Source organism: Actinoplanes auranticolor (assembly GCF_018332655.1).
Lineage (GTDB): Bacteria > Actinomycetota > Actinomycetes > Mycobacteriales > Micromonosporaceae > Actinoplanes > Actinoplanes auranticolor.
This window is the reverse complement of sequence record NZ_BOQL01000037.1, coordinates 31,241-57,676: the sequence shown is the minus strand read 5'-3', so window position 1 is coordinate 57,676 and position 26,436 is coordinate 31,241. Positions and strand designations below refer to the sequence as shown.

General features: G+C 72.0%; 27 protein-coding genes. 18 read left to right on the top strand and 9 right to left on the bottom strand.

The features are described 5' to 3' along the window. Nucleotides 1–154: 154 nt before the first annotated feature. Complete coding sequence (locus tag Aau02nite_RS23250; protein WP_212990658.1) at nucleotides 155–1,732, top strand: glycoside hydrolase family 3 protein; 1,578 nt, start codon at nucleotides 155–157, stop codon at nucleotides 1,730–1,732. A 16-nt stretch (nucleotides 1,733–1,748) separates the two neighbouring features. On the opposite strand, the gene Aau02nite_RS23245 is transcribed toward Aau02nite_RS23250, so the two are convergent. Next, nucleotides 1,749–2,027 carry a GNAT family N-acetyltransferase gene (locus tag Aau02nite_RS23245; protein ID WP_212990657.1) on the bottom strand — a complete coding sequence of 93 codons (279 nt, stop codon included), beginning with the start codon at nucleotides 2,025–2,027 and terminating at the stop codon, nucleotides 1,749–1,751. Nucleotides 2,028–2,072: 45 nt separating this feature from the next. Here Aau02nite_RS23245 and Aau02nite_RS23240 point away from each other — a divergent pair, with 45 nt between their 5' ends. The 7 genes from Aau02nite_RS23240 (at nucleotide 2,073) to Aau02nite_RS23210 (ending at nucleotide 6,313) form a co-directional block, all read left to right on the top strand. Further along, a complete protein-coding gene (locus Aau02nite_RS23240) occupies nucleotides 2,073–2,396 on the top strand; it encodes a hypothetical protein (RefSeq protein ID WP_212990722.1) in 324 nt (107 codons plus the stop codon). Nucleotides 2,397–2,458: 62 nt separating this feature from the next. After that, nucleotides 2,459–3,280 (top strand): DUF1206 domain-containing protein, encoded by an 822-nt coding sequence (locus Aau02nite_RS23235; protein ID WP_212990656.1) that lies wholly within the window; start codon nucleotides 2,459–2,461, stop codon nucleotides 3,278–3,280. A gap of 102 nt (nucleotides 3,281–3,382) precedes the next feature. Continuing rightward, complete coding sequence (locus Aau02nite_RS23230; RefSeq protein ID WP_212990655.1) at nucleotides 3,383–4,570, top strand: mechanosensitive ion channel family protein; 1,188 nt, start codon at nucleotides 3,383–3,385, stop codon at nucleotides 4,568–4,570. Nucleotides 4,571–4,644: 74 nt separating this feature from the next. Next, nucleotides 4,645–5,079 carry a phage holin family protein gene (locus Aau02nite_RS23225; RefSeq protein ID WP_212990654.1) on the top strand — a complete coding sequence of 145 codons (435 nt, stop codon included), beginning with the start codon at nucleotides 4,645–4,647 and terminating at the stop codon, nucleotides 5,077–5,079. Beyond that, a complete protein-coding gene (locus tag Aau02nite_RS48090; protein ID WP_212990653.1) occupies nucleotides 5,076–5,567 on the top strand; it encodes a DUF3618 domain-containing protein in 492 nt (163 codons plus the stop codon). The genes Aau02nite_RS23225 and Aau02nite_RS48090 overlap by 4 nt, the downstream gene beginning before the upstream one ends. Next, entirely contained in the window at nucleotides 5,564–5,836 is a 273-nt protein-coding gene (locus Aau02nite_RS23215; protein WP_212990652.1) for a DUF4235 domain-containing protein, read from the top strand. The genes Aau02nite_RS48090 and Aau02nite_RS23215 overlap by 4 nt, the downstream gene beginning before the upstream one ends. A 273-nt stretch (nucleotides 5,837–6,109) precedes the next feature. Continuing rightward, nucleotides 6,110–6,313: a cold-shock protein gene (locus tag Aau02nite_RS23210; RefSeq protein WP_007458127.1), complete on the top strand. Its 204-nt coding sequence runs from the start codon at nucleotides 6,110–6,112 to the stop codon at nucleotides 6,311–6,313. A gap of 1,384 nt (nucleotides 6,314–7,697) precedes the next feature. Here the strand turns inward: Aau02nite_RS23210 and Aau02nite_RS23205 are convergent. Both Aau02nite_RS23205 and Aau02nite_RS23200 read right to left on the bottom strand, forming a co-directional pair. Continuing rightward, nucleotides 7,698–7,928: a hypothetical protein gene (locus Aau02nite_RS23205; protein ID WP_246595376.1), complete on the bottom strand. Its 231-nt coding sequence runs from the start codon at nucleotides 7,926–7,928 to the stop codon at nucleotides 7,698–7,700. Beyond that, a complete protein-coding gene (locus Aau02nite_RS23200) occupies nucleotides 7,915–8,892 on the bottom strand; it encodes an aldo/keto reductase (RefSeq protein ID WP_212990651.1) in 978 nt (325 codons plus the stop codon). The genes Aau02nite_RS23205 and Aau02nite_RS23200 overlap by 14 nt, the downstream gene beginning before the upstream one ends. 65 nt (nucleotides 8,893–8,957) lie before the next feature. Between Aau02nite_RS23200 and Aau02nite_RS23195 the strand changes: the two genes are divergently transcribed. Together Aau02nite_RS23195 and Aau02nite_RS23190 are read left to right on the top strand one after the other, a co-directional pair. After that, nucleotides 8,958–9,728 carry a trans-aconitate 2-methyltransferase gene (locus tag Aau02nite_RS23195; RefSeq protein ID WP_212990650.1) on the top strand — a complete coding sequence of 257 codons (771 nt, stop codon included), beginning with the start codon at nucleotides 8,958–8,960 and terminating at the stop codon, nucleotides 9,726–9,728. 9 nt (nucleotides 9,729–9,737) lie between these two features. Next, entirely contained in the window at nucleotides 9,738–10,757 is a 1,020-nt protein-coding gene (locus Aau02nite_RS23190; RefSeq protein WP_212990649.1) for an adenosine deaminase, read from the top strand. Here the strand turns inward: Aau02nite_RS23190 and Aau02nite_RS23185 are convergent. From Aau02nite_RS23185 to Aau02nite_RS23170, 4 genes are all read right to left on the bottom strand, one after another. Beyond that, nucleotides 10,751–10,924: a hypothetical protein gene (locus tag Aau02nite_RS23185; protein ID WP_212990648.1), complete on the bottom strand. Its 174-nt coding sequence runs from the start codon at nucleotides 10,922–10,924 to the stop codon at nucleotides 10,751–10,753. The two genes, Aau02nite_RS23190 and Aau02nite_RS23185, sit on opposite strands and share 7 nt — an antisense overlap. 22 nt (nucleotides 10,925–10,946) lie before the next feature. Further along, a complete protein-coding gene (locus tag Aau02nite_RS23180; RefSeq protein WP_212990647.1) occupies nucleotides 10,947–13,178 on the bottom strand; it encodes an RICIN domain-containing protein in 2,232 nt (743 codons plus the stop codon). 244 nt (nucleotides 13,179–13,422) lie between these two features. Then, a complete protein-coding gene (locus Aau02nite_RS23175) occupies nucleotides 13,423–14,736 on the bottom strand; it encodes a HAMP domain-containing sensor histidine kinase (RefSeq protein ID WP_246595375.1) in 1,314 nt (437 codons plus the stop codon). A 104-nt stretch (nucleotides 14,737–14,840) separates the two neighbouring features. Continuing rightward, a complete protein-coding gene (locus Aau02nite_RS23170) occupies nucleotides 14,841–15,530 on the bottom strand; it encodes a response regulator transcription factor (RefSeq protein WP_203766725.1) in 690 nt (229 codons plus the stop codon). A gap of 107 nt (nucleotides 15,531–15,637) precedes the next feature. On the opposite strand from Aau02nite_RS23170, the gene Aau02nite_RS23165 reads away from it, so the two are divergent. Then, the gene (locus Aau02nite_RS23165) at nucleotides 15,638–16,561 is read left to right on the top strand and encodes an ADP-ribosylglycohydrolase family protein (RefSeq protein ID WP_212990646.1); all 924 of its coding nucleotides are present in this window, start codon (nucleotides 15,638–15,640) and stop codon (nucleotides 16,559–16,561) included. Between the two features lie 58 nt (nucleotides 16,562–16,619). Then, the gene (gene thrS, locus Aau02nite_RS23160; RefSeq protein WP_212990645.1) at nucleotides 16,620–18,608 is read left to right on the top strand and encodes a threonine--tRNA ligase; all 1,989 of its coding nucleotides are present in this window, start codon (nucleotides 16,620–16,622) and stop codon (nucleotides 18,606–18,608) included. Nucleotides 18,609–18,636: 28 nt separating this feature from the next. Here the strand turns inward: thrS and Aau02nite_RS23155 are convergent, their stop codons facing one another. Beyond that, nucleotides 18,637–19,617, bottom strand: a complete 981-nt coding sequence (locus tag Aau02nite_RS23155) for a hypothetical protein (RefSeq protein ID WP_212990644.1) — start codon at nucleotides 19,615–19,617, stop codon at nucleotides 18,637–18,639. A 151-nt stretch (nucleotides 19,618–19,768) separates the two neighbouring features. Between Aau02nite_RS23155 and Aau02nite_RS23150 the strand changes: the two genes are divergently transcribed. Continuing rightward, nucleotides 19,769–20,245: an HIT family protein gene (locus Aau02nite_RS23150; protein ID WP_212990719.1), complete on the top strand. Its 477-nt coding sequence runs from the start codon at nucleotides 19,769–19,771 to the stop codon at nucleotides 20,243–20,245. A gap of 117 nt (nucleotides 20,246–20,362) precedes the next feature. Here the strand turns inward: Aau02nite_RS23150 and Aau02nite_RS23145 are convergent, their stop codons facing one another. After that, nucleotides 20,363–22,513: an elongation factor G-like protein EF-G2 gene (locus Aau02nite_RS23145; RefSeq protein ID WP_212990643.1), complete on the bottom strand. Its 2,151-nt coding sequence runs from the start codon at nucleotides 22,511–22,513 to the stop codon at nucleotides 20,363–20,365. A 235-nt stretch (nucleotides 22,514–22,748) separates the two neighbouring features. Here Aau02nite_RS23145 and pgsA point away from each other — a divergent pair, with 235 nt between their 5' ends. The 5 genes from pgsA (at nucleotide 22,749) to fliQ (ending at nucleotide 26,415) form a co-directional block, all read left to right on the top strand. Beyond that, on the top strand, nucleotides 22,749–23,429 hold the full coding sequence (pgsA, locus tag Aau02nite_RS23140; RefSeq protein WP_212990642.1) for a phosphatidylinositol phosphate synthase: 681 nt from the start codon (nucleotides 22,749–22,751) through the stop codon (nucleotides 23,427–23,429). Beyond that, nucleotides 23,426–24,331, top strand: a complete 906-nt coding sequence (locus tag Aau02nite_RS23135; protein ID WP_281421012.1) for a phosphatidylinositol mannoside acyltransferase — start codon at nucleotides 23,426–23,428, stop codon at nucleotides 24,329–24,331. The genes pgsA and Aau02nite_RS23135 overlap by 4 nt, the downstream gene beginning before the upstream one ends. 12 nt (nucleotides 24,332–24,343) lie before the next feature. Continuing rightward, on the top strand, nucleotides 24,344–25,498 hold the full coding sequence (locus tag Aau02nite_RS23130) for a glycosyltransferase family 4 protein (RefSeq protein ID WP_212990641.1): 1,155 nt from the start codon (nucleotides 24,344–24,346) through the stop codon (nucleotides 25,496–25,498). A gap of 25 nt (nucleotides 25,499–25,523) precedes the next feature. Next, on the top strand, nucleotides 25,524–26,060 hold the full coding sequence (locus tag Aau02nite_RS23125) for a hypothetical protein (RefSeq protein ID WP_212990640.1): 537 nt from the start codon (nucleotides 25,524–25,526) through the stop codon (nucleotides 26,058–26,060). Nucleotides 26,061–26,145: 85 nt separating this feature from the next. Next, a complete protein-coding gene (gene fliQ, locus Aau02nite_RS23120; RefSeq protein ID WP_212990639.1) occupies nucleotides 26,146–26,415 on the top strand; it encodes a flagellar biosynthesis protein FliQ in 270 nt (89 codons plus the stop codon). The last annotated feature ends 21 nt before the right edge of the window (nucleotides 26,416–26,436 follow it).

Here is a 26,436-nt window from a genome sequence, read left to right as displayed (position 1 = left end):
TACTTTAAGTTCGCTTAATAGAAAGGTTTGTTGACTAAAGGGCTGAAGTGGGTGACCATAGGTCGTCGCCGCGCCCATGACGGTTGTCGGTCGATCACGTTGGGGGACGTGCTCGCTGAGCGCGTATTCGTCGTCACCGGAGGTACGCGGACACATGCCGAATCATGGCGATTTGCCAGTTCTCGCCGCGACGGTGTTACAGCCCGGGTTCGAAGGCACCGCTGTGCCCGACTGGGTCCGTCGCTGGCTCGCCGACGGGCTGGGCGGCGTCGCCCTGTTCGCCCGCAACGTCGAGACACCCGCCCAGGTCGCGGCCCTGACCGCCCAGCTGCGCGCGGAACGCCCGGACGTCATCGTGGCCATCGACGAGGAGGCCGGCGACGTCACCCGCTTCGAGTCGCGGCACGGCAGCTCCCGGCCCGGCAACCTGGGCCTGGGCGCGATCGACGACCTCAAGCTCACCCACGCCGTCGCCCGGGACCTGGGCCTCGAGCTGGCCCACGCGGGCATCACGCTCGACTACGCCCCGGACACCGACGTCAACAGCAACCCCGACAACCCGATCATCGGGGTACGCGCGTTCGGTGCCGAGCCGGCTCTGGTGGCCCGCCACGGCGCGGCCTGGATCAGTGGCCTGCAGGAAGCCGGTGTCGCTGCCTGTGCCAAGCACTTCCCGGGCCACGGCGACACCGCCGTCGACTCGCACCACGACGTACCGCTGATCGACCGCAGCCGGGAGCGGCTCGCCGAGGTGGAGCTGGTGCCGTTCAAGGCCGCCATCGCCGCCGGCGTGCAGTCGGTCATGACCGGGCACCTGCTGGTGCCCGCGTACGACCCGGAGCTGCCCGCGACGCTGAGCCGGCGCATCCTGACCGGCCTGCTGCGCGAGGAGCTCGGCTTCCAGGGCCTCATCGTCACCGACGGCATCGAGATGCAGGGCGTGCGCCGCACCTACGGGCTCGAGGGCGCCACCGTACGGGCGCTGGCCGCCGGAGCCGACGCCATCTGTGTCGGCGGCGACCACGCCGACGAGCACACCGCGGTGCGGCTGCGGGACGCCATCGTCGCCGCTGTGCGCAGCGGTGAGCTGAGCGAGGAACGGCTGCGCGACGCCGCCGCCCGGGTCCGCAAGCTGGCCGCCTGGACGCTGGAGACGCAGACCGCGATCGGCGCCCGGGCTGTCGCGGAGGTCGCCGGTTCGGCCGCGCACGAGGTCGCCGTCATCGGCGGCTCGGCTGTCGGCCAGGCCGCCGCCCGGCGCGCCGTCAAGGTCACCACCGGCGCGGCCGCCCCGGAGCTGCCGCTGAGCTGCGCGCCGCACGTTGTCGAGTTCGCGCCGGTCCGCAACATCGCCATCGGCGCCGAGACGCCGTGGGGAGTGGGAGCGCCCCTGGGCAACCTGCTGCCCGGCACCACCTCGGTGCGGCTCAGCGCCGAGGACCTCGCCGGGGTGAGCGACGCGTCGGCGCCGATCCTGGCCGGCGCCGGTGGCCGGCCGCTGGTACTGGTCGTCCGCGACGCGCACCGGCACCCGTGGATCTCCGACGCGCTGCGCGCCACGCTGGCGGTACGCCCGGACGCGATCGTGGTGGAGATGGGTGTGCCGGTCGCGGTCAGCGGCGGGGTGCACCTGGCGACCTACGGTGCCACCCGGGCCTGCGGTCAGGCCGCCGCCGAGATCATCGCCGGTTCCTCGGTGCCCCAGCTGGCGTCGCCGGCCCTCGCCGCCTGAAGGGTCGCATCCGGATTCAGCCGATGATGTCGTCGTACTCGGGGTGGTCCGCGACGTAGCGGGCGAAGAACGGGCAGGCGGGCACGACCTTGGCCCCGCGGGCCCGCAGGGCGTCGAGGGTCTGCGCGGCCAGGACGCTGCCCAGACCCTGGCCCCGGTGCGCGTGGTCCACCTCGCTGTGCACGACCACCACCGCGCCGTCGCGGTCGCGGTAGTCGGCGAACCCGCCGACCTCGCCGTCGAGCAGCAGCTCGAAGCGGTGGCGGGCGGGATTGTCGTGCACGGTGACGTCCATCCCGCCAGCCTAGGGTGGCCGGCAGCCCGTACTGTTGATCGGGTGATGAACACCGCAGCCCCGCGAATCGCCGCCCTGTTCACCTCTGCCGTCCTCGGTCTGACCCTGCTGGCCGGATGCAGCAGCGACAACGTCGACTGCGGCCTCGACCAGTGCACCGTGACCATGGAGCGCAGCACCAGCGCGAGCGCCAGTGTGCTCGGCGTGGAGGCCAAGTTCGTCAGCGCCGACGCCGACACGGTCACCCTCGAGGTGGCCGGTGAGCAGGTGCAGCTCACCAAGGGCCAGCAGGCCGTGGACGTCGGCGGCCTGCAGGTGTCGCTGGACAGCATCACCGCCGACCAGATCAGCTTCCAGGTGGCGCGTTAGCACGTGGCGGGTGGCACGGGTGGCAGGTTTGGAAAATGTTGCCCCAGGTCAATCAGGGCAGCATGTCTGCCACCCAGCAAGCCCGGAGCACCGCGTCGCGTGCTGCCGACAGCAAACCCCTCGAATACCTCGCCCGCGGCGGATTCATCGTCTACGGCATCATCCACCTGCTCTTCGCCTGGCTGGCGCTGCAGATCGCCCTGGGCGACTCGCAGGGCGAGAGCGACCAGTCGGGCGCGCTGCAGAGCCTGGCGGGTAAACCGTTCGGCAAGACGATGCTGGTCATCGCCGTCATCGGCATGATCGCCCTGGCGCTCTGGCAGGCGTTCGAGGCGGCGATCGGCGAGAGCGGCCCGCAGGACAAGGAGGCGATCGCCGAGCGCGTCATCTCCGGGGTCCGTGCGGTGATCTACCTGTCCTTCGCCTGGATCGCGATCCGGGTGCTGCAGGGCTCGAACGCCTCCACCGGCGACAGCCAGGAGAAGGGCGCCTCCAGCCTGATGGCCAACTCCGGCGGCCGCTGGCTGGTCGGACTGATCGGGCTCGTGGTGGCCGGCGTCGGCATCGGCCTGGTGATCTACGGTGTCACCAAGAAGTTCGAGAAGCACCTCAACACCCAGCAGATGAGCGCCACCGTGCGCAAGACCACGCGTCGCCTCGGTGTCGCCGGCTACTCGGCCAAGGGCGTCGCGTACACGATCGCCGGTGGGCTGATCGTGGCCGCCGCCGTGACCTACGACCCGGCCAAGGCGCGCGGGCTCGACGCCGCGCTGCGCCTGCTGGCGGAGCAGTCGTACGGCCCGTGGCTGCTGGGCCTCGTCGCGCTGGGCATCGCCGCGTTCGGCGTCTACTGCTTCTCGCAGGCGCGCTACCGCAAGGTGTGACGTATCCCAAGCTGTGAAGCGGGTGGAAGACGTGTCTGCGTACCGGCGGGCAGGGCAAGGTAGAGCGCTGGCAACGAACCCTGAAGTCTGGAGAGGGAACCCGTGACCAGCGTGCTCACCGCCCTGCTCGCCGTCGTCATCGCGGCGGGCGCGGCGATCGTCCTGGTCGAGGCGGTGCACTGGGTCGTCAAACGGCTCGGGCGCCGCTCGACTCTGCTCAACGACCTGGCCGGTACGGCGCACAAGCCATTCCTGGCCACGGTCACCGTGTACGCCGTGCAGCAGGCCGTCCGCAGCTCCGCCGGTGAGTTCACCGGCCGCGCCGGGGTGCTGCACGCTCTGGTCCTGCTGGTGATCGCCTCGGTCGCCTGGCTCGTCGGCGCGCTGCTGCTGGTGCTGGAGGACGCCGCCCTGGCCCGCTGGCGGGTCGACGTCCCGGACAACATGAAGGCCCGCCGGGTCAAGACCCAGGTCGTGATAATGCGCCGGGTCACGATCGCCGCCATCGTGGTGCTGACCGTCGGCGTCATGCTGATGACCTTCCCGGACGTGCGGGCCCTGGGCGCCAGCGTGCTCGCCTCGGCCGGCGTGATCAGCGTCATCGCCGCGCTCGCCGCGCAGAGCACCCTGGGCAACCTCATCGCCGGTCTGCAGCTCGCCTTCAGCGACGCGGTGCGCATCGACGACGTGGTGGTCGTCGAGGGGGAGTGGGGCCGGATCGAGGAACTCACCCTGACGTACGTCGCCGTGCAGATCTGGGACGACCGCCGGCTGATCCTGCCCACCTCGTACTTCACCACCAAGCCGTTCCAGAACTGGACCCGGACCGGCTCCGCCGTGCTCGGCACCGCGGAGATCGACGTCGACTGGTCGGCCCCGGTGGAGCCGATGCGCGCCGAGCTGCGCGCGGTGTGCGAGGGCACCGAGTTGTGGGACGGCCGGGTGTGCGTACTGCAGGTGACCGAGGCGACCGGCGGCATGATCCGGCTCCGCGCCCTGGTCAGCGCGCAGGACGCGGGCTCGCTGTGGGACCTGCGCTGCCTGGTCCGCGAGCGCCTGGTGACCTGGGTCTTCGAGCACCGGCGGGACTCGCTGCCGCGGCTGCGGGCCGACGTGGCCCAGAGCGAACGGCCGGTGCCCGCGCAGGCCGTCGTTGCCCCGGCGGACGACGCGGCGCCCCGCGACGACGCCCGGGTGTTCAGCGGCGCCGGGGACGGTGACGAGCGGGCGGCGGTCTTCAGTGGCCCGGAAGAGCAGACATCTGGCGCCACGTCCGGTATCAGGCAGTAATTTCGGGCTCGGCAGGCGAGGATTGACCAGGCCCTGTGCAGGGCATAGAGGCTCCATTGGGAAAGGAGGACACCATGGCCGATGTCCTGAACGGTAGCCCGGTCCGTCCGGGGACCGACCAGTCCACCTCGGAATTGGTACAGAAGGCGAGCGAGCAGATCTCTCGCCTGGTCAAGGATGAGATCGCGCTCGCGAAGGCGGAGCTCACCGAGAAAGGTAAGCACGCCGGCATCGGTGTGGGTCTGTTCGGCGGTGGTGGGGTGCTGGCCATGTACGGCGTCGGCGCGCTGTTCGCCACGCTGATCATCGTCCTCGACCTGTTCCTGCCGTTGTGGCTGGCCGCGCTGATCGTGACCGTGGTGCTCTTCGCCGCGGCCGGAGTGCTGGCGCTGCTCGGTAAGAAGCAGGTCACTCAGGCGGTCCCGCCGGAGCCCTCGGACGCCATCGCCAGCGCGAAGGCGGACGTCGACGAGGTCAAGCACGCGATCAAGAGCAGGAGCCGGGCATGAGTGACAAGAACGGATCCGCCGGAGGCAAGCCCGACGTGGCGGCCCTGCGCGAGGACATCAAGCAGACCCGCGCCGAGCTCGGCGAGACGGTCCAGGCCCTCGCGGCCAAGGCGGACGTCAAGGCCCGGGCCAAGGAGCAGGTCGAGCTGACCAAGCAGAAGGCCAAGGCGCAGGTGCACGACGCGACCGGCAAGGTCCGTGAGGCCGCGGCCGCCGCGGTCGGTGCCGCCTCGGAGAAGGTCCGCACCGCCAAGGCGCAGGCCGGCGACAAGGTGGCCCTCGCCGGTGACAAGGTGAAGGAGTCCGGCGCGCTGGACAAGGTCAAGGAGTCGGGCGTCCTGGACAAGGTCAAGGACACCGGTGTGCTGGACAAGGCGCAGGACGCGCGCGCCCAGGTGCAGCGCAACCCGATCCCCTTCGCCGCTGTGCTCGCGGCCGGGGTGGCGCTGGTCGGCATCATCCTCATCGTGCGCGGGAGGCGTAAGTGAGCAACAAGCTTCAGAAGGTGGCGTACAGGCCGGTCGGCATGTTGCTCGGCATCGGCGCCGGCGCCCTCGCGGGCTTCGTCTTCAAGGAGGTCTGGAAGTTCGCCTCCGGGGACGACGACGCCCCGAACGCCACCGACGAGGACCGTGGCTGGGGTGAGATCATCGCTGCCGCGGCGATTCAGGGTGCGATCTTCTCGGCGGTCCGCGCACTGGTCGACCGGGGCGGGGCAGTCGGCGTCCGCAAGATCACCGGCGAATGGCCTGACTGATCGATCGGCTACATAGACGCTCGTCGAGGCCTCCGGCGCCGCTCACGCGGCGCCGGAGGCCTTTTCCGGTCCTGTCCAAGTCGACGGGATTCGGCTGAGGGGCAGCTTTAGGGCTGGTTCTTCGGGTACAGTGTGGCCAGTTTTTGTGTACGTGGTTCAGGTGGCTCAGCAGAGTTCGGCCTTCTGAAACGCCGCCCCTCGCGGCGGCCGCTGCGCGGAAACGACCATCGGCCCCGCATCACCGGGCCGGCATTTTCAGAAGGAGAGTTCAGCATGGCGCAGGGAACCGTGAAGTGGTTCAACGCAGACAAGGGCTTCGGCTTTATCACCGTCGATGGCGGGGGTGCTGACGTGTTCGTCCACTTCTCGGCCATCCAGACGAGCGGCTACCGCAGTCTGGAAGAGAACCAGCGGGTCGAGTTCGAGATCGCCCAGGGCCAGAAGGGCCCTCAGGCGGAGCAGGTTCGCCCGCTCTGAGACCATCCCGCCGGCGGCGACGCCGGCCGCCGGTTCGCTTCATCGCAGATCGGCCTGAGTAACCCCGCATCCCTTCTTCGAGGGATGCGGGGTTTTTCTGTCTCCGCTTCTTTGGTGGTTGCGCCTGGGGGCTTGGGGGCGGGGATGACCCACGCAGACCGTCAGGCTTGATATCCGCGTGGGTCATCCCCGCCCCCAAGCCCGTTGTGGTCGGCCTGGTTGCTTCGCTGCCGGCTTCACAACACCCAACTGAACGGCCTCAGCAAGTCCCACCACAACGGACCTGAGCCCCGCGCAGCCTGATGGCGCTTCCTGACGTGCGGGGCGTGGGGTGCGGAGAACGACCCCCGGCGTCGCCGCCTGCCGCGGTCTGGTGGCTGGGGGCCGGGCTACCTTCGCCGGGGCTCAGCTCCGCGCTAGCTTCGCCTCGTCGAGTCAGGCTGATACGTAAGCCGGGCAGTGGGCACCACGAGCGGCCACGACACCGGATGCGGGGCGAGCCTCGCTTGCGCGAGCCGTGCTTGTGCGAGCCGTGCTTCGGCGAGCAGCCCTCGGGCCAGCTTTGCCGCAGCCTGCCTGCCGCAGCCTGCCTGCCGCAGCCAGCCAGCCTGCCGCGGCGGCCTGCCTGGCCCGGCTTGTGGACGCTGCGAGCGGCCACGACATCGAATGCTGGCGAGCCTCGCCTGAGCGAGTCGTGTTTGTGCGAGCCGTGCTCCGGCGAGCGCGCCCGGACCACCTTCGCCTCGGCCAGCCTGCCTGGGCCCGGCATGTGGGCACTGCGAGCGGCCACATGCCGAATGCTGGCCGAGCCGAGCCGAGCCGAGCCGAGCCGAGCCGTGCCGTGGCCGGGCTGAGCCGTGCCGTGGCCGGGCTGAGCCGTGCCCGGGCTGAGCCGTGCCCGGGCCAGCCCGGCTTGGGCCAGCCTCCCGGGCCAGCTCGCGCCTGCCCCACTTGGGCGAGCCCTATCCGCGCCAGCCCTATCCGCGCCAGCCCTACCGCGCCAGTCGCGGCCGGGCGAGTTGTGGACTGAGAGCTGTGGGTTGACCCGCATGCGACCAGGAGGCGCGGCTCGGCGGGAGATGGTTGCGGGCTGCTCCAGTGACGCCGAGTTCCCGGGGCGCGCCAGGCTCTCTGCCGGGCTGGAAGCCGGCAGCCGACCGGGAACCCGGACCACAACGGGCTTGGGGGGCGGGGATGACCCACGCGGATATCAAGCCTGACGGTCCGCGTGGGTCATCCCCGCCCCCCAAGCCCCCAGGCGCAACCACCAAAAAAGCCGAAGAGAACCCGAAGCCGGATGGACAGAACCATGCAACCACCCGGCAATCGGCGGGAGCGACGGTCAGCACCATGCAACCAGGCACGACAGCAATTAAAAAAATCCCTAGGGCTGGGACTTGCTACGAGCCCGGATGCGAACCCCGAGGACGATCAGCACCAGCCCCGCCACCGCGACGACCGGCCCGATGACGGCCCAGATCGTCACGCCGCTCATCACGCTGCCGCCGATCAGGTCGAGGCCCTGAGCCGTCCACAGCACGCCCAGCACGAGGCCCAGCAGGCCCGCGGTCAGCCACGGCCAGCCTTTCATCGGCGCGCCCTCACCAGCGGTCATGGACCTGGGGCCTGATCAGCTCGTCGTAGACCGACCGGACCACCTCGTGAGCCTCGTCGCCCAGCGGTGCCAACCCGGCGGCCGCGGCGTTGGCCCGGGCCTGGTCCGCGTTGCGGGCGCCGGGGATGACCACGGTGACCGCGGGCTGGTCGATGATCCAGCGCAGGGCGAACTGGGCCATGGTCGCGCCCGTGGGCACGTGCGGCAGCAGCCGCCGGACGGCCTGCAGGCCGGTGCCGAAGTCGACCCCGGAGAAGGTCTCGCCGACGTCGAAGGCCTCGCCGTGCCGGTTGTACGTGCGGTGGTCGTCCTCGCTGAAGGTGGTGTGCTCGTCGTAGCGCCCGGACAGCAGCCCGCTGGCCAGGGGCACCCGGGCGATGATGCCGACGCCGGCCTCGGCCGCCGCGGGCAGCACCTGCTCCAGCGGCTTGAGGCGCAGCGCGTTCAGGATGATCTGCACGCTCGCGGTGCCCGGGCGGGCGATGGCCGCCAGGGCCTCGTCGACCTTCTCGACGCTGACGCCGTACGCCGCGATGCGCTTCTCCTGAACCAGGGTGTCCAGCGCGTCGTAGACCGCGCCGGTGGAGAACACCGGGGTCGGCGGGCAGTGCAGCTGCACCAGGTCGAGGGTGTCGACGCCCAGGTTGGTGCGGGACCGGTCGGTCCAGGCCCGGAAGTTGTCGAGGGTGTAGTTGCCCGGCTCCTGCGGCACCCGGCGGCCCATCTTGGTCGCCACGGTCAGCTGCGGCTTGTCCTTGATGAACTTGCCGATGACCTGCTCGCTGCGGCCGTCGCCGTAGACGTCGGCGGTGTCGATGAAGGTGACGCCGGCGTCGACCGCCGCGCCGAGGGTGGCGAGGGCGTCGTCCTCGCTGACGCTGCCCCAGTCGGCGCCGAGCTGCCAGGCGCCGAGACCGATCACGCCGACGGTGCGCCCCATGCGGGCGAAGCTGCGATTTTCCACGTCTTGAGCCTAGTCCGCCGATGATACGCTGCAAAAAAGACGTACGTACGGTTTGGAGCATCGCCATGTGGGATCCCACCGTGTACCACCGCTTCGGCGACGAGCGCGCCCGCCCGTTCCACGATCTCGTCGCCCGGATCGGCGCGGAGCATCCCCGGACCGTCACCGACCTCGGCTGCGGTCCCGGTGAGCTCACCGCGAGCCTGGCGCGGCGCTGGCCGCACGCCCGGATCGCCGGCCTGGACTCGTCGGCCGAGATGATCGGCCAGGCCCGGGCCCTGGACGGGAGCGTGGACTTCGCGGTGGCCGACGTCGGCGACTGGCAGCCCGGCCCGGACACCGACGTGGTGGTCACCAACGCGGTCCTGCAGTGGGTGCCGGAGCACCGCGCGCTGATCGAGCGGTGGATCCGCGCGCTGCCGCCCGGCGCCTGGTTCGCCATGCAGGTCCCGGGCAACTTCGATGCTCCCTCGCACCGCGCCCTGCGGGCGCTGGCCCGCAGCGCCCCCTACGCGGACCTGGTCGGTGACGTCGTCCGTGAGGCACCGGTGGACGACGCCGTCGGCTACGCCGCGCTGCTGACCGGCGCCGGCGCGGCGGTGGACGCCTGGGAGACCACCTACGTGCACCTGCTGCCGGACACCGGGCCCGAGCACCCGGTGCTGCGCTGGATGGAGGGCACCGCGCTGCGGCCCGTGAAAGCCGCACTCGACGATTCGGCGTGGCGCGGGTTCCGGGCCGCGCTCGGTGCCACGCTGACGGCGGAATACCCTGCCCGCAACGGGTACGTGGCGTTCCCGTTCCGCCGGATCTTCGCGGTGGCGACCACCGCCTAGGGGGAGAAGTTGACCGACCTGACCTCGTTCATCGCTGGACTGCCCAAGGCCGAGCTGCATGTGCACCACGTCGGTTCGGCATCGCCGCGGATCGTGGCCGAGCTGGCGGCCCGGCACGAGGGGGACACGCCGGTGCCCGCCGACCCGGCGGCCCTGGCCGACTACTTCGCGTTCCGCGACTTCGGCCACTTCATCGAGATCTACCTGAGCGTGGTCGACCTGATCCGCGACGACCAGGACGTCCGGACGCTGACCTACGAGGTGGCCCGCGAGCTGGCCCGCCAGCAGGTCCGGTACGCCGAGCTGACCGTCACGCCGTACTCGCACGTGCGGCGGGGCATCCCGGCGCCGGCGTTCTGCGCGGCCATCGAGGACGCCCGGGCCGGCGCCGCGGCCGACTTCGGCGTCGACCTGCGCTGGTGCTTCGACATCCCGGGGGAGGCCGGGCTGGCCGCCGCCGAGGAGACGCTGCGGATCGCGCTCGGGGAGCAGCCCGCCGGCCTGGTCAGCTTCGGGCTCGGCGGTCCCGAGGTGGGAGTGCCGCGGCCGCAGTTCAAGCCGTACTTCGACAAGGCCCGCGCGGCCGGGCTGCACAGCGTGCCGCACGCGGGCGAGACCACCGGGCCGGAAACCATCTGGGACGCGCTGCGTGATCTCGGCGCCGAGCGGATCGGGCACGGCATCGCCGCCGCCCGGGACCCGCAGCTGATGGCCCATCTGGCCGAGCACGGGATCCCGCTGGAGGTCTGCCCGACCTCCAACGTACGGACCCGGGCCGTGGCGAGCCTCGACGAGCATCCGCTGCCGGTGCTGGTCGCCGCCGGGGTGCCGGTCACGATCAACTCCGACGACCCGCCGATGTTCGGCACCACCCTGGAGGAGGAGTACGCGGTGGCCGCCCGGCTGCTCGATCTCGACGCCGCCGGGGTGGCCGGACTCGCCCGCGCGGCCGTGCACGCGTCGTTCCTGCCCCCGGCCGGGAAGTTACAGCTGCTGGCCGAGATCGACGACTACGCCGCCGGTCAGTAGCCGGGGGAGCGGAAGCCGGCGTGCAGCGGCTCCTGCCAGATCGCCAGCACGGCCAGGATTCCCAGCACCAGGATCGTCACCACCCGGACGACCCGGCGCCGGTTGAACCGGCCCGGGTCCTCGTCCGGTTCCAGCTCCGGATCGCTGCGTACGTCGGTGTCCAGCATCGTCACTCCCCTCGCCCGGATCTCAGCCGGGAACCGCCGTCCAACTCTGGTGCCGGGCCTGCTCCGGCTGTTGCAGGACGAGCAGCCGGGACGCGCCGAAACGCTGGCTGCCCACACCGGCGACCAGGCCGCCGGCGGTGGTGCGCAGACTGAAGCCGTAGTCCGTGGCGAACAACGACCACCGGCCGCTGCCGGCCGACGTGCAGTCGCCCTGCACGAGCGGCGCACCGGCCACCGGGTTGCCGTCCAGCGGGATCACGCACTTACCGGTCGCCCGCGACTGCAGGGAGAACGCCCCCGCCGCGGCGGGGACCAGCTTCCACTGCTGCTGCGAGTCGCCGTCCGGGCCGCCGAGCGTCACCGGAGTGCCGTTCGCCGTCCGTGCGGCGTACAGGTCCGCCGCGCCGCCGGTCAGCGAGTTGGTGAGCACGAACCACGTGTTCGCCGCGGGCCGGGCCGCCGGTGCCGACTGGGCGGTGCCCTTGGCCAGGTATCCGTTGGTGCTGCGGATCGCCACCTGGTACTTGGCGTCCGGGCGCAGGCCGATCAGCCGGGCGCGGGTGGCCACCGTGGTGGCGATCTTCACCCCGTCCACCTCGACGTCGTAGCTCGCCTTCGGGCCGGCGGCGCTCCAGGTGAGCCGGACGGAGGTGCTGTTGGGCTCGCGGACCTCGAGGACCGCCTGCACGGCGGGAGCCACAGCCGGGGTCGTGGCGAGCGCCGCCGGGACCGTCGGGACGGCCGTGGTCGGATCCGCCGCGGGAGCGCCGGTCGTCGCGGCCGGTCCGCCGGGCGCGGTCGGACCGGGCGCGGCGCCGGGCGGCACAGCGTCGCCGCCACCGTCGGAGGCGTCGCCGCCGGTGGCCGTCGGGGCGGGCGCCTCCGGAGCCGGTGCCTCGGTCGCCTTCGTGCTGGGCTTCGCCCGCGGAGTGGCGTCCGGCTCGGCCGGAACCGCGTTCGGGGCGTCGGGAACGTCGTCGCCGCCGTCGCTGCGCAGCAGGAACTCGCTCTGCGCCACGTTCCAGTTCTCGGCCAGGTAGCTCTTCGGCTTCGGATCGGTGTTGAAGTAGTCGTCGTGACCGCAGTCGAGGCGGTCCTCGTGCTTCTTCGGGCAGACCGTCCGCAGCGGCGTGTTCGAGCGGTCCTTGTTGCACATCAGGTCGTAGTCGTCGGTGCAGCTGCCCGCGCCGGTGGAGTTCGGCGAGTCCTGCAGCCGGGCGCCGAGCATCTGGGTCACCTCGCGTGCCGCCACCACCGAGCTCCAGCAGCCCGCGTCGACCCGGCCGTACGACGGCCCGCCGTTGTTGCGGTTGCCGAGCCCCGGGCGCTTGTCGGCCACGAAGGTGCCGATGCCGCAGTACACGTTGGTGTCGGCGAAGATCAGATACTTGCGGTCGGTGCGGTTGTAGCCGAGCGTCTGCAGCGCGTCGATGTTGCCGGTGAACGACTCCAGCGCGGCCTCGGGCACCTGCACCTCGGCGACGTCGACCCGGCACTGCGGGGTGGTCACGAAGCGCACGTGGCGGGAGCCGCCGGTCTCGGCCGCGCTCGCGTCGAAGATCTGGTCCACGCCGGCCGACCAGGTGCGCATCGAGCCGAGGAAGTCGGCGTAGCGGCTCGGGGTGCCGAACTCGTGCAGGTAGAGCACCTGGACCCGCTTGCCGGTGCGCCCGTCGCCCTCGCAGGCCACGTCGTGCGTACCCATGACGAAGTCCGCCTCGCCGGGGGCGGCGTCCGGGATCAGCGCCGGCGCGCCGGGCGACAGCGAGCTGCCGCCCTGGTCGCGGACGATCTCCGCGTCCGGCGGCACGGTCGCCGGCTCGCGGGCCGGATCGGCCGGCTCGGGCACCTTCGCGGTGACCGGGGTGACGTCGCGGGTCACCTTCAGCCCGGCCGGGGCCGGGTCGGGACCGTGCGTGCAGGTCTCCTCGTCCAGCTCGTACACACCCGCGCAGAGCGAGTCGGCATCGCCGGGCTTGAGGCCGAAATAGACCAGGCCGAGGCCGGGGTTGTCGGCCGGCTTGGCGGCGTAGGTGATCCGCTCGCCGTCCCGGCCGCCGCCGTCACCGGTCCAGCCGCCGCCGACCACGCTCGGGCCGACCACGCCGCCGATGCCGAGCATCGCGACGCCCAGCAGCACCGGCAGCAGCCGGTGCGGGCGGGGAGTGGCACGCCGGCGTCCCCGGTCGGCGGGAGCCCGCCGCCGGGTGGACGGCGCCTCCCCACGCGGCGCGGGACGTCGGTGGGTGGACAAACCATCTCCTCGTACTGCGGGGGTGCGGTGGGAGGGGGTTATGGGGTGACCACCTCCCACCGCGAGGTGGCCTGCCGGATCCGTGGTGTGGGGTCGTGCGTCGGGCTGCGGACCGGCCGGCCGGATGGGATCGGGGTAGAGCGTGCCAGCCCGGGAGCGCCAGGGGAACGCCTTTAATACAGATCTAAGCAATCGTTGTACCGTCCGGGTTGTTTCGGGAGGTGCGGTGCGATCAGGCCGTTCTCTACACGTCCTCCGTGCGTTGATGCGGCCACTTGCGCTTCACCGGATCCCGTTCCCGGGCCAGCCGGCCGACCAGGCCGAAACGGTTCACCTGTTTCGGTGCGGCCTCGGCGTCGGCCAGGAGCATGACGACGCTGGCCCCGCCCATCGCGGCCCGGTCCAGGCTCACCGAGCCGCCGGTGGCCTGGGCCGCCCGCCGCGCGATGTCCAGGCCCAGACCCGTCGAGCCCTGCTCGCTCTCCCCGCGGCGCAGCGCCTTCTCCGGGTCGTCGATGCCCGGCCCCGCGTCGTCGACCCGCAGCGCGACCCAGCCGTCGCGGCGGCTGATGCCCACCTCGAACGCGGTGCCCTGCGGGGTGTAGCGGAAGACGTTGCCGAGCACGGCGTCCAGCGCCGCGGCCAGCTCCGCCCGGGCCACCGGCACCGGGATGCGCAGGTGCGCGCCCACCACCCGGTACTGGCGGTCCTGGTCGCCGGCGAGCGCGGACCAGAAGACCATCCGGTCGCGGACCACCTCGCTGGCGTCGCAGAGCCCCTCCTCGGGCGCCGCGACCTGGGCGGCGACGGCCTGCCGGGTGGTGTTGATGAGCTGGTCGACCTCACCCTCCAGGGTGACGATGGCCTGCCGGATGCGCCGGATGCCGCGGCGGCGGTCCAGCTCCGCCGCGGAGAACTCGCCGATGTGGGTGTCGTCGGGGTCGAGCGCCTCGGCGTCCAGGCGCAGCACGGTCAGCGGGGTGCGCAGCCGGTGCGACAGGTCGGCGACCAGCTCACGCTCGCTGGTGCGGGAGGTGACCAGGCGGTCGGCCATCCGGTTGAACGCGTACCCGGCCTCGGCCAGCTCGCGCGGGCCGGAGGGCTGGATGCGCACGCCGAGGTCACCGCCGCCGACGGCCATCGCCGCGTGCACCAGGTTGCGCACCGAGGCGACCGCGCCGCGGGCCAGCCGGTCGACCACGATCACCGAGCCCAGGACCAGCCCGAGCATGATGCCGAGCAGGATCCACCAGTCCCGGGCCGTACCCGCGCCGAGCTCCTCGTCGCTGACGAAGGCCTCGACCACGGAGGTCTTGGCGCCGACGCGGACCGGCTCCAGGCGCACCAGCCCGTCGTCGGCCTCGAGCACCAGCGCCTCGGTGCCCTTGGCCGCGTCCAGGATGTCGTCGGCACCGACCCGGGTGTTGGCCACGGTGTCCGGCGGGTGCACGACCAGCCCGCCGCCGGCCGTCTTGACCGCGGCGTCGACGTTCTTCTTGTTCGCCCCCGCGGCGATCGCGCCGGCGACCAGGGCACTGCGCTGCTCGGCCGCGGACATGGCCCGGTCACGGTGGTTCTCCCGCAGCTCCCAGCCCAGCGGGACCAGGAATGCGAGAGCGGCGATGGCGGTGGTGGCGGCGCTGACGTAGGCCAGCCGCGCCCTCAGTCCGGCGCCACCAACCGGAATCCGACCCCCCGCACGGTGCGCAGGTAACGAGGCTTCGCCGCGGATTCGCCCAGTTTCCGACGTAGCCAGTACAGATGCACGTCGATCGTCTGGTCCTCGCCGACTGACGGCTGTCGCCATACCTCCTCCAACAGCTCACGGCGCGACACGACCCGGCCCGGGCGGGCGGCCAGGTACGCCAGCAGGTCGAATTCCTTGCGGGTCAGTGCCAGTGGCTGGTCGGCCAGGCTGGCGCTGCGTTCGCCGACGTCCACCCGCAGCTCGCCGACCTCGTGCACGGCGGGCTGGGCGGTCCGGCTGGCCCGGCCGACGCGGCGCAGCACCGTGGTGATCCGCGCGTCGAGGTGGGCGCCGGTGAACGGCTTGACCATGTAGTCGTCGGCCCCGGCCCGCAGCAGCCGCACGACGGTCTGCTCGTCGTCGCGGGCGGTGGCGATGATGATCGGGACATCGGTGATGCCGCGCAGCATGCGCAGCGCGTCCGAGCCGTCCAGGTCGGGCAGGCCCAGGTCGAGCACCACCAGGTCGGGGGTCTCGGCGGCCACGCGGCGCAGGGCGTCCAGCGCCGTGCCGACGGCGTGCACGGCGTGCCCCCGATCGGCCAGCGACCGGAGCATGGCGCCGCGCACGACGTGGTCGTCTTCGACGAGCAACACCGTGGCCATGCAGAGAAGGTACTGCCCTTGGCAAGCCATGCCGAATCCGTCATTCAGAGGCAGCCGTCGATCACTCACAGTCACCGGAAACCGGACGCTATAGGATGACGGTACCGATGACCTTCACACTCTTTCCCGACGCACGTCTGGCCCTCGCCACCGACAGCCTGGCCGGTCTCTCGGTCGGCGACGCGCTCGGCGCCCAGTATTTCGTCCCCGGCCACCATGCCGCCGACCTCACCCGCGGCCACCTGCCCACCCCGCCGTGGCCGTGGACCGACGACACCGAGGAAGCCTGCTGCCTGGTCACCGCCCTGACCGCCAGTGACGAGCTCAGCCTCGACCGGGACCACTTCGCCGACCTGCTCGGCCGGCATTTCGACGCCTACCGCGGCTACGGACCGGGCGCCGTGGTGATGCTCCGGCAGATCCGCGAGGGCACCCCGTGGCCGATCGCGGCCGCCGCCGCCTTCGACGGGCAGGGCTCCGCCGGCAACGGCGCGGCCATGCGGGCCGCGCCGATCGGTGCCTGGCACGCCGACTCGCTGGCCCACGCCGCGGCCCAGGGCGCCCGGGCGGCCGAGGTCACCCACGCCCACCCCGAGGGCATCGCCGGCGGGGTGGCGGTCACCGTCGCGGCGGCGATCGCGGCGGCGGCCCGCCTCGACGGTCACCCGCCCGAGCCGGCACAGTTCCTCGCGGCCGTCGCGGGGTGGGTCGCTCCGGGGCACGTGCAGGACGGCCTGCACCGGGCCCAGCGGATCACCGACGCCGCCGAGGCGGCGTACGAGCTCGGCACCGGCTCACGGTCGACGGCGCAGGACTCGGTGCCGTTCGCCGTCTGGGTGGCCGCCCGGCACCTCGGCGACTATCCGGCCGCGATCACCGCGTGCGTGACCGCGGGCGGGGATGTGGACACCACCGCCGCGATGGCCGGGGGCATCGTCGCCGCGTACACCGGGGTGGAGGGGATCCCGGCGGCCTGGCTGGCGGCCCGCGAGGAGCTGCCCGACTGGGTGACCGCGTCGCGCGAGGCGTGAGCAAACCGACCTACTAGCATCGTGCTCGACCCCGCTTTTCACGCAAAGGAGAACCACCGTGTCTGCACCCCGTACCCCCGCCGAGGGCCTGGTCGTCCCGGCCGGGACGACGGCGGCCGACGCGGTGGCCGCCGCCGGCCTGCCCGCCGCCGGTCCGAAGGCGATCGTGGTCGTCCGTGACCCGGCGGGCCGGCTGCGCGACCTGGACTGGGCTCCGGAGCTGGACACCGAGGTCACCCCGGTGCCGCTGGACTCGCCGGACGGGCTCAACGTGCTGCGGCACTCGACCGCGCACGTGCTGGCCCAGGCCGTGCAGGACGTCTTCCCGGAGGCCAGGCTCGGCATCGGCCCGCCGATCGAGAACGGCTTCTACTACGACTTCGACGTGGCCAAGCCGTTCCAGCCCGACGACCTGGCCAAGCTCGAGAAGCGGATGCAGGAGATCGTCAAGTCCGGTCAGACGTTCCGGCGCCGCGAGTACGGCTCGCTCGACGAGGCCAAGGTGGAGCTGGCGAACGAGCCGTACAAGCTCGAGCTGGTCGACATCAAAGGCGAGGTGGACGCGGACGAGGTCATGGAGGTCGGCGCCGGCGAGCTGACCCACTACGACAACATCGACAAGGACGGCAAGCGCGTCTGGGGCGACCTGTGCCGCGGCCCGCATCTGCCGACGACCCGGCTGATCGGCGCCTTCAAGCTGATGCGCTCCGCGGCCGCGTACTGGCGGGGCAGTGAGAAGAATCCGCAGCTGCAGCGGGTCTACGGCACCGCGTGGCCGACCCGTGACGAGCTGAAGGCGTACCTGAAGCTGCTGGAGGAGGCCGCCCGCCGCGACCACCGCAAGCTGGGCGCCGACCTGGACCTGTTCTCCTTCCCGGACGAGCTCGGCTCGGGCCTGCCGGTGTTCCACCCCAAGGGCGGCATCATCCGGCGCGAGATGGAGAACTACTCGCGCAGCAAGCACGAGGAGGCGGGGTACGCGTTCGTCAACACCCCGCACATCACCAAGGCCAACCTGTTCGAGACGTCCGGACACCTCGACTGGTACGCCGACGGCATGTTCCCGCCCATGGAGATGGAGGGCGCGAACTACTACCTCAAGCCGATGAACTGCCCGTTCCACAACCTGATCTTCCGGTCCCGCGGCCGGTCCTACCGCGAGCTGCCGCTGCGCATGTTCGAGTTCGGCACCGTCTACCGCTACGAGAAGTCCGGCGTGATCCACGGCCTCACCCGGGTCCGCGGCATGACCCAGGACGACGCGCACATCTTCTGCGCCGAGGAGCAGATGGAGGCCGAGCTCACCTCGCTGCTGACCTTCGTGCTCCAGCTGCTCAAGGACTACGGCCTGGACGACTTCTACCTGGAGCTGTCCACCCGCAACCCGGAGAAGTCGGTCGGCACGGACGAGAACTGGGAGCGCGCCACCGAGACCCTGCGCCGGGTGGCCACCGAGTCCGGACTGGACCTGGTGCCGGACCCGGGCGGCGCGGCGTTCTACGGTCCGAAGATCAGCGTGCAGGCCAAGGACGCGATCGGCCGGACCTGGCAGATGTCGACCATCCAGCTCGACTTCAACCTGCCGGAGCGCTTCGAGCTGGAGTACTCGGCGGCAGACGGCACCCGCAAGCGACCGATCATGATCCACCGGGCGCTGTTCGGCTCGATCGAGCGCTTCTTCGGCGTGCTGACCGAGCACTACGCGGGCGCGTTCCCGGCCTGGCTGGCCCCGGTGCAGGTGGTCGGCATCCCGATCCGCGACGACCACGCCGACTACCTCGGTGAGTTCGTCGCCCGGCTCCGCCGGGAGGGCATCCGGGCCGAGGTCGACTACTCCGACGACCGGATGCAGAAGAAGATCCGCACCGCGCAGCAGCAGAAGATCCCGTTCATGGCGATCGCCGGCGACGACGACGTGAACGGCGGCACGGTGTCCTTCCGCTACCGCGACGGCTCGCAGCGCAACGGCGTGCCGCTGGACGAGGCGGTCGCGCACGTCGTCGAGATCGTGCGCAGCCGGGTCAACACCGGGCCGTCCGCGGCCTGAGACGTCCCCGCGCCTCCTGGGTCCCGCGTCAGCTCAGCGGCGGGATCCAGGAGTCCGGGTCGGCACAGTCGCCGATGGTGAGGTCCTCGATCATCCGGTCCAGTTCGGGGCGGGGAAAGAGCGACTCGACCGTGACGACGCAGTGCTCCGCCTCCACGATGAGCCGGCCGCGTGGCTCGTACCAGGCCGGCAGTTTGCCGACCTGGGTCCGGCCGGTCAGCGTCGCCCGTTTGTCCGCCCAGGCCGCGTCCCGGGCCTCGGTCAGCACGGCGACCTCCAGCCCGCCCGGCAGTCCGGTGTAGACAGCCGCACCCGACGGGGCGCGGGAGACGGTGCTGAAGCCCGCCGCCGCCTGCCCGCGGTCGATCCGGTGGTCCGGCGAGCGCACGTAGGTGAGCTGCAGGCCCTTGGGCAGGGCGACGCCCAGGCGCAGCGGCAGCCGCAGGTCGCGCGGGGAGCCGAGGGTCACGGCTGCGGCCAGCTTCAGCAGGTCCGAGCGGGCGATCCTGCCCTCGGCGCGGGCGCGGTCGGCGTAGACCACGATCCAGGTGCCCGACGGGTCCCGCCGGCCCACCGCCGGGGTCTGCCACGGCTCGGTCTCCCCGGTGGTGTGCCCGGCGAAGGAGAAGGCGGTCAGGTACCGGAAGTCGTCGATCTGCTCGGCCTTGCGGAACTGGCTCTCGTCCAGCGTGCCCGGCGAGAAGGCGGTCACCTCGCCGCCGTACGTGCCGTCGGGGCCGTCGCCCAGGCCGAGGTTCTGCACGGTGAGGGTCTGCCGGTCGCCGTCGGTGACGCTGGCCGTGACGACGTAGCCGGAGGTCTCGTCGACGTCGAGGGTCACCTGCCAGGGGCGGCGCCCGGGGTCGGCCGGTGCCGCGGCCGGTGCCACCGGTGCCTCGTCGCCGGTCCGCAGCGCGCCGACGACGGCCACCGTCACGCCGGCGACCAGCACCGCGACGATCAGGATGACCAGGACACCGCGACGGTGCCGGATGTGTGTCCCACGCATGCTCGTCCACCTCACATTGATCGCCGACACTCTATGACGGACGTCGATGCCAGGCGCGCACCGGGCGGGGGCCGGCCCGGCTGACTAGGGTGGAGGCGTGAGTGACGCAGGGGACCGGGACGGTCTCGACCGGCTCTGGACACCGCACCGGATGGCCTACATCTCGGGTGCGGACCGGCCCGAGGGTGGCTACGAGGCGCCGGCCGACTGCCCGTTCTGCGTGGCGCCCGGGCTCGACGAGGGGGAGAGCCTCGTGGTGGCCCGCGGTGAGCACGTCTTCGCGGTGCTCAATCTGTACCCGTACAACCCGGGGCATCTGCTGGTCTGCCCGTACCGGCACGTCGCCGACTACACCGAGCTGACCGACGCCGAGACGGTCGAGCTGGCCGGTTTCACCCAGCGGGCGATGCGGGTCATCCGGCAGGCCAGCAGCCCGCACGGCTTCAACCTGGGGATGAACCAGGGGGCCGTGGCCGGCGCCGGGATCGCGGCGCACCTGCACCAGCACGTGGTGCCGCGGTGGGGCGGTGACGGCAACTTCATGCCGGTGATCGGCCGGACCAAGGTGCTGCCGCAGATGCTCGGCGACACCCGCGCCCTACTGGTGAAGGCCTGGGGCGAGGCTTAGGGCCCGCACCACCCGCTCGAGCGGCAGCTCATCGAGCGGGTCACCCGGCCGCTGCACGACGCGGCCAACGCCATCGAGCTGCCGTCCTACCCGATGGCGCCGGTCGCGTGAGCGGATCTACCGGCTCGCGTGCTCCTTGCGGACGGCGTCGGCCAGGTGCGCCGGCATCGGCTCGTGCCGGGCGTACGCGCGGGTGAAGGTGCCCGCCCCCGAGGTGAGCGCCCGCAGCTCGACCGCATAGCGGACCAGCTCGGTGGCCGGCACCTCGGCCCGGACCAGGCTGTGCTCCCCGTCCTCGGTCACCTCGGTGCCCAGCGGCCGGCCCCGGCGCCCGGACAGGTCGCTCATCACCGGGCCGACGTAGGTGTCCGGCACCCGCACCACGATCTCGTCGACCGGTTCGAGCAGCGTCACCTGACCCTGCTCGGCGGCGGTCCGCAGGGCCAGCGCCCCGGCGGTCTGGAACGCGGCGTCGGAGGAGTCGACGCTGTGCGCCTTGCCGTCCACCAGCGTCACCCGCAGGTCGACCACGGGGTAACCGGCGACGATGCCCCGTTCGAGCTGGGCGCGTACCCCCTTCTCCACCGACGGGATGTAGTTGTGCGGCACCGCGCCGCCCACGACCTTGTCCACGAACTCGAAGCCGCTGCCGCGCGGCAGCGGCTCGACCTGGATGGAGCAGACCGCGTACTGGCCGTGCCCGCCGGACTGCTTGACGTGCCGGCCGTGACCCTGCGCCGGGGCGCTGAAGGTCTCGCGCAGGGACACCTTCACCGGCTCGGTGTCCAGCTCCACGCCGCCGGAGCGCAGTCGTTCGAGGACCACGTCGGCGTGCGACTCACCCATGCACCAGAGCACCTGCTGGTGGGTGTCGGGATTGCGTTCCAGTCGCAGCGTGGGATCGCCGGCGACCAGCCGGGCCAGGTTCTTGGCCAGGGCGTCCTCGTCGGAACGGGTCCGGGCGACCACCGCGATCGGCAGCAGCGGCTCCGGCATCGTCCACGGCTCCATGAGCAGGGGCTGGTCCTTGGCCGAGATGGTGTCACCGGTCTCGGCGCTGCCCGACTTGGTGATCGCGCAGATGTCCCCGGCCACGCAGGCCGGCACCTCGCGCAGCTGCGCGCCGAGCGGGGAGTAGACGTGCGCGATCCGTTCGTCGGCGTCGTGGTCGGGATGTCCCCGCTCGGTGAGGCCGTGCCCGGAGACGTGCACGGTCAGCTCGGGGCGCAGGGTGCCGGAGAAGACCCGGACCAGCGAGACCCGGCCGACGTGCCGGTCGATCGTGGTCTTGACCACCTCGGCCACCAGCGGGCCGTCCGGGTCGCAGGTCAGCGGCGGGCGAGGGCTGCCGTCCACCCCGGTGACCACCGGCAGGTCGTGCTCCAGCGGCGACGGCGCGGCGCTGACCAGGCCGTCGAGCAGGGCGTCCAGGCCGACGCCGGTCGCGGCGCAGACCGGGATGACCGGGTAGAAGGTGCCGCGGGCGACGGCCTTCTCCAGGTCCGGTACCAGCGTCTCGGTGCTGATCAGCTCGCCGGCGACGTACCGGTCCATCAGGGTCTCGTCCTCGCTCTCGGCGATGATCCCCTCGATGAGCAGGTCGCGGTCGTCCTTGATCGGGGTCAGGTGCTCGCGCTCGGCCTCGCCGACCCGCGGCGGATAGCCGGTCGAGTAGTCCAGGACCCGCAGCGTGACCAGGCCCAGCAGGCCGGCGATGGCGGCGCCGTCGTCACCGAGCATGGGCTGGTAGATCGGCATGACGTTCTCGCCGAACGCCTCCTGGCAGTCCTGCAGTGTGCCCTCGTAGTCGGCGCGCGGATGGTCGAGCCGGGTGATCGTCACGGCCCGGGGCATGCCGATCGCGGCGCACTCCTCCCAGAGAGCGACGGTCGCCTCGTCCACGCCGTCGACCGCCGAGACCACGAAGACGGCGGCGTCCGCGGCCCGCAGGCCGGCGCGCAGCTCACCCACGAAGTCGGCGTAGCCGGGGGTGTCGAGCAGGTTGATCTTCACTCCTTCGTGCACCAGCGGGGCGCACGAGAGGGAGACGGACCGCTGCTGGCGTACGGCCGCAGGGTCGTGGTCGGTCACCGTGGTGCCGTCCGCCACCGTGCCCGCACGCGAGATCGTGCCGGTCGCCGCGAGCAGCGCCTCGACCAGGGTCGTCTTGCCCGCGCCGGAGTGGCCCACCAGCACCACGTTGCGTACTCTGCCGGGCTCGGTCACCACCGGTGCGGTGAGCCCTTTCTCCTGGGTCTTCTGCGTCATGGTGACGCCCTCCTGTCGGCAGCCGCGGTCGGCGCCCATTCTCCCGACCCCGTCGGCTGCCGCGGGAACCGGGCGGGCATTCCTGGCTGTTACGCCCCCCGTCCTTGGATCTGACACCCAGCGCAGTCGCCCCCGCAACCCTTTGTAGTCGGCAACCGGCCTTTCATGACGATCCGGCGACGCGTGACGCACGCCGTACCGGGTTCTCCCCGCACGCCGTTATGGTGGGACGGCCATGGCAAAGATCGTCAGCGTGCCCGCCCGCGCCCTCTCGTCGTACGTCCTCCATCCGACCGCCCGCCTCTTGCTCCGCCTCGGGGTCACCCCGAACGCGGTGACCGTCGCCGGCACCGTCGGCGTCCTGATCGGCGCCCTGGGCTTCGGCGCCCGGGGCGAGCTGTTCTGGGGCACCGTGATCGTCACCGCCTCCGCGCTCACCGACGCGCTCGACGGCACGATGGCCCGCCTGCGGGGACCGTCGGGCAAGTTCGGCGCCCTGCTGGACTCGTCGATGGACCGGATCGCCGACGCCGCGGTCTTCGGCGCCGTCGCCTACTACCTGGCCGGCGAGGGCAACCCGTACGGCGGCATGGTCGCCGCGCTGGTCTCGCTCGCCTTCGGCCAGGTCGTCTCCTACGTCAAGGCCCGTGCCCAGAGCCTCGGCCTGGACGCCGACGTCGGCATCGCCGAGCGCCTCGAACGCCTGCTCATCGTGGGTGTCGGCGGTCTGCTGGGCGCCGCCGGGCTGGAGTGGGGCCTGCCGGCCGCGCTCTGGGTGCTGTCGGTGCTGTCGATCATCACGGTCTTCCAGCGGCTGATCCACGCGGCCAAGTCGGACGTGGTCCCGGCCGGGCCCGCTGCCGCCGGCGAGCCGGGCGCGCCGGCTGGTCCGGCCGAGCCGGACGGTCCGGCGTGAGTTCGCGGCGGGATCAGCTGACCGAGCTGGGTTACGCCGCCGGCTGGCGGGTGACGCGGATGCTGCCGCTGCGCGCCGCCCGCGCCGTCTTCAACCGGGGCGCCGACCGGGCGGCCAGAGCCAACGGGCCGAGCACCCAGCGGCTGCGCCGCAACCTGCGCATGGTCGTCGGCCCCGACATGCCGGAGGCCGAGCTCGACGAGCTGGTCCGGGCCGGGCTGCGCTCGTACGCCCGGTACTGGATGGAGGCGTTCCGGCTGCCCTCGCAGAGCCGGGCCGACTTCCTGCGCGACTTCGACCTGGTCAACGCGGACGAGTTCCACCGCGTCCTGGGCGAGGGCAAGGGCGCGATCCTGGCGCTGCCGCACATGGCCAACTGGGACGCGGCCGCCGCCTGGCTCGTCTCGCACGACTACCGGATGATCACGGTGATGGAGCGGCTCAAGCCCGAGGGGCTGTTCGAGCGCTTCATCGCCTACCGCGAGAAGCTCGGCATGGAGGTGCTCCCGCTCACCGGCGGCCAGCGGCCACCGCTGGACGTGCTCGCCGAGAAAGCCACCCAGGGGTACGCGGTACCCCTGCTCGCCGACCGTGACCTGTCCGCCCGCGGCATCGAGGTGCAGTTCTTCGGCGGCCGCACCCGGATGCCGGCCGGCCCCGCGATCCTGGCGCTGCGCACGGGGGCCCCGCTGTACGCGGCCGATCTGTGGTTCACCCCGACGGGCTCGCTCGGCCGGATCCGCCGCATCGAGCTGCCCGAGCCGGACGAGGGCGCCCTCGACGTCCGGGTCAAGATCACCACTCAGCGGCTGGCCGACGCGTTCGCGCTGGGTATCGCCGAGCACCCGCAGGACTGGCACATGCTGCAGAAACTGTGGCTCGACCAGAGCGCCCGGGTCTGAGGGCGGGGCAGCGTGCGGATCGGCATCGTCTCGCCGTACTCGTTCGACGTGCCGGGCGGCGTGCAGAACCACATCGTCGACCTCGCCGAGGCGCTGATCACGCTCGGCCACGAGGTCAGCGTGCTGGCGCCGGCGGACGAGGACGCGGAGCTGCCGCCGTACGTGGTGGCGGCGGGGCGGGCGATGCCGCTGCCGTACAACGGGTCGGTGGCCCGGATCGCCTTCGGCCCGGTGTCGACCGCGCGGGTCCGCCGCTGGCTGGCCCGCGGCCAGTTCGACGTGCTGCACGTGCACGAGCCGCTCACGCTGAGCCTGTCGCTGCTGGCGGTTCTCTCTGCGCGCGGACCGGTCGTGGCGACCTTCCACACCGCGATGGTCCGGTCCCGCGCGCTGGCCGCGGCCCAGGGCTTCCTCCAGCCGGTGGTCGAGAAGATCACCGCCCGCATCGCGGTCAGTGAGCTGGCCCGCAAGGTGCAGGTCGAGCACATCGGCGGCGGCGCGGTGGAGATCCCCAACGGGGTCGCGGTGGCCAAGTTCGCCACCGCGCAGCCCCTGCCGGGCTGGCCGGGCGAGGACGGCACGCTGGGCTTCCTGGGCCGCTTCACCGAGTCGCGCAAGGGCTTCGAGCTGCTGCGTACGGCGTTCGTCACGCTCGCCCGGCAACGGCCCGGCCTGCGCCTGCTGGTGGCCGGCCCCGGCGACCGCGGCGACCTGTACGACGGGATCCCGCCCGACCTGCACCCCAGGGTGGAGTTCCTGGGGCTGGTCAGCGAGGCCGACAAGGCCCGGATGCTGCGCAGCGTGGACGTCTACGTGGCCCCGAACACGGGCGGCGAGTCCTTCGGCATGATCCTCACCGAGGCGATGGCGGCCGGCGCGACGATCGCGGCCAGTGACCTCGACGCGTTCCGCCGGGTGCTCGACGGCGGCCGGGCCGGGGCGCTCTTCCCGACCGGCGACACCGGGGCATTGACGGCGGTGCTGGCGGAACTGCTGGACGACCCGCAACGCCGGGCCATGCTGGCCGAGTGCGCCCGCGAAGTGGTGAAGACCTTCGACTGGCCCAGCGTAGCCAACCGTGTACTCGAGGTATACGCGACGGCGATCGAGGCTACGGACGGTCGCGTTTTCGACGAAGAGTGGGCCGAACCACGGTCCGGGACGTAACTCTCCGACACAAAACGGCACTACGATGCCCCGCATGTGGTGGGTCATGGGTGCGCTTGCGGTGGCGGCTGTGCTGTCGGCGTACCTGGCCTGGACGGCCCACCGGGTGGAGCGCGTACACGTCCGCGCCGCCTCCGCCGGCCGGGCCCTGGACGCCCACCTGCTGCGCCGCGCGGCCGCCGCAGCGGTGGTAGCGGAGAACACGGAGTTCATCGAGCTGTACGCAGCGGCGCGCCTGGCCCTGGACGCGGAGCCCGACGAGCGCGAGGCGGCGGAGAACGACCTGACCCGCCAGTTGCAGGCAGTCCGGCTGACCGGCACGGACGCCGCGACCCGCACCCTGGTGGCGACCAGCCGCCGGGTGGTCCTGGCCCGTCAGGTGCACACCGACCTGGTCCGCGACGCCCTGACCGCCCGCCGGCGTCCGCTGGTGCGGCTGCTGAGGATGGCCCGGCACTACGAACGCCCCCGCTACTTCGAGATCGTCGAGCCGATCTTCCCGGAGCCACTGACGGTGACCCAGCGCCCGGCGCCCGAACCACCGGTCCCGGTCTCGACTTGAGGTTTCCGGACGCCTGAACCGAACGGCAACCGTGGTGCGCCCATTCTGCGCTCCCCGGCTTCTGCGGGGGCCCGAAGGGGATGGCATGACGGACACGCAGATCGTTGAGCTGGGGCTGCAGGCCATGACCATCGCCGCGAAGATGTGCGCGCCGGTGCTGTTGACGGCGTTGCTGATCGGTTTTGCGATCTCGTTGTTCCAGTCGGTGACCCAGATCCAGGAGGCGACGCTGTCGTTCGTCCCGAAGGCGGTGGGTGTGGGTGCGGCGATCTTGTTCTCGGGGAACTGGATGTTGCACGAGATGGTCACCTTCACGACGCAGCTGTTCGAGAAGATCCCGACGCTGGTCGGCTGAATCTCCCCGCACGACGAAGGG

Coding starts and splice junctions, on each gene's coding strand:
- Aau02nite_RS23250 (WP_212990658.1), top strand. CDS start 155: ATGCCGAATCATGGCGATTTGCCAGTTCTCGCCGCGACGGTGTTACAG.
- Aau02nite_RS23245 (WP_212990657.1), bottom strand. CDS start 2,027: ATGGACGTCACCGTGCACGACAATCCCGCCCGCCACCGCTTCGAGCTG.
- Aau02nite_RS23240 (WP_212990722.1), top strand. CDS start 2,073: ATGAACACCGCAGCCCCGCGAATCGCCGCCCTGTTCACCTCTGCCGTC.
- Aau02nite_RS23235 (WP_212990656.1), top strand. CDS start 2,459: ATGTCTGCCACCCAGCAAGCCCGGAGCACCGCGTCGCGTGCTGCCGAC.
- Aau02nite_RS23225 (WP_212990654.1), top strand. CDS start 4,645: ATGGCCGATGTCCTGAACGGTAGCCCGGTCCGTCCGGGGACCGACCAG.
- Aau02nite_RS48090 (WP_212990653.1), top strand. CDS start 5,076: ATGAGTGACAAGAACGGATCCGCCGGAGGCAAGCCCGACGTGGCGGCC.
- Aau02nite_RS23210 (WP_007458127.1), top strand. CDS start 6,110: ATGGCGCAGGGAACCGTGAAGTGGTTCAACGCAGACAAGGGCTTCGGC.
- Aau02nite_RS23205 (WP_246595376.1), bottom strand. CDS start 7,928: ATGACCGCTGGTGAGGGCGCGCCGATGAAAGGCTGGCCGTGGCTGACC.
- Aau02nite_RS23195 (WP_212990650.1), top strand. CDS start 8,958: ATGTGGGATCCCACCGTGTACCACCGCTTCGGCGACGAGCGCGCCCGC.
- Aau02nite_RS23185 (WP_212990648.1), bottom strand. CDS start 10,924: ATGCTGGACACCGACGTACGCAGCGATCCGGAGCTGGAACCGGACGAG.
- Aau02nite_RS23175 (WP_246595375.1), bottom strand. CDS start 14,736: ATGTCCGCGGCCGAGCAGCGCAGTGCCCTGGTCGCCGGCGCGATCGCC.
- Aau02nite_RS23170 (WP_203766725.1), bottom strand. CDS start 15,530: ATGGCCACGGTGTTGCTCGTCGAAGACGACCACGTCGTGCGCGGCGCC.
- Aau02nite_RS23165 (WP_212990646.1), top strand. CDS start 15,638: ATGACCTTCACACTCTTTCCCGACGCACGTCTGGCCCTCGCCACCGAC.
- Aau02nite_RS23155 (WP_212990644.1), bottom strand. CDS start 19,617: ATGCGTGGGACACACATCCGGCACCGTCGCGGTGTCCTGGTCATCCTG.
- Aau02nite_RS23150 (WP_212990719.1), top strand. CDS start 19,769: ATGGCCTACATCTCGGGTGCGGACCGGCCCGAGGGTGGCTACGAGGCG.
- Aau02nite_RS23145 (WP_212990643.1), bottom strand. CDS start 22,513: ATGACGCAGAAGACCCAGGAGAAAGGGCTCACCGCACCGGTGGTGACC.
- pgsA (WP_212990642.1), top strand. CDS start 22,749: ATGGCAAAGATCGTCAGCGTGCCCGCCCGCGCCCTCTCGTCGTACGTC.
- Aau02nite_RS23125 (WP_212990640.1), top strand. CDS start 25,524: ATGCCCCGCATGTGGTGGGTCATGGGTGCGCTTGCGGTGGCGGCTGTG.
- fliQ (WP_212990639.1), top strand. CDS start 26,146: ATGACGGACACGCAGATCGTTGAGCTGGGGCTGCAGGCCATGACCATC.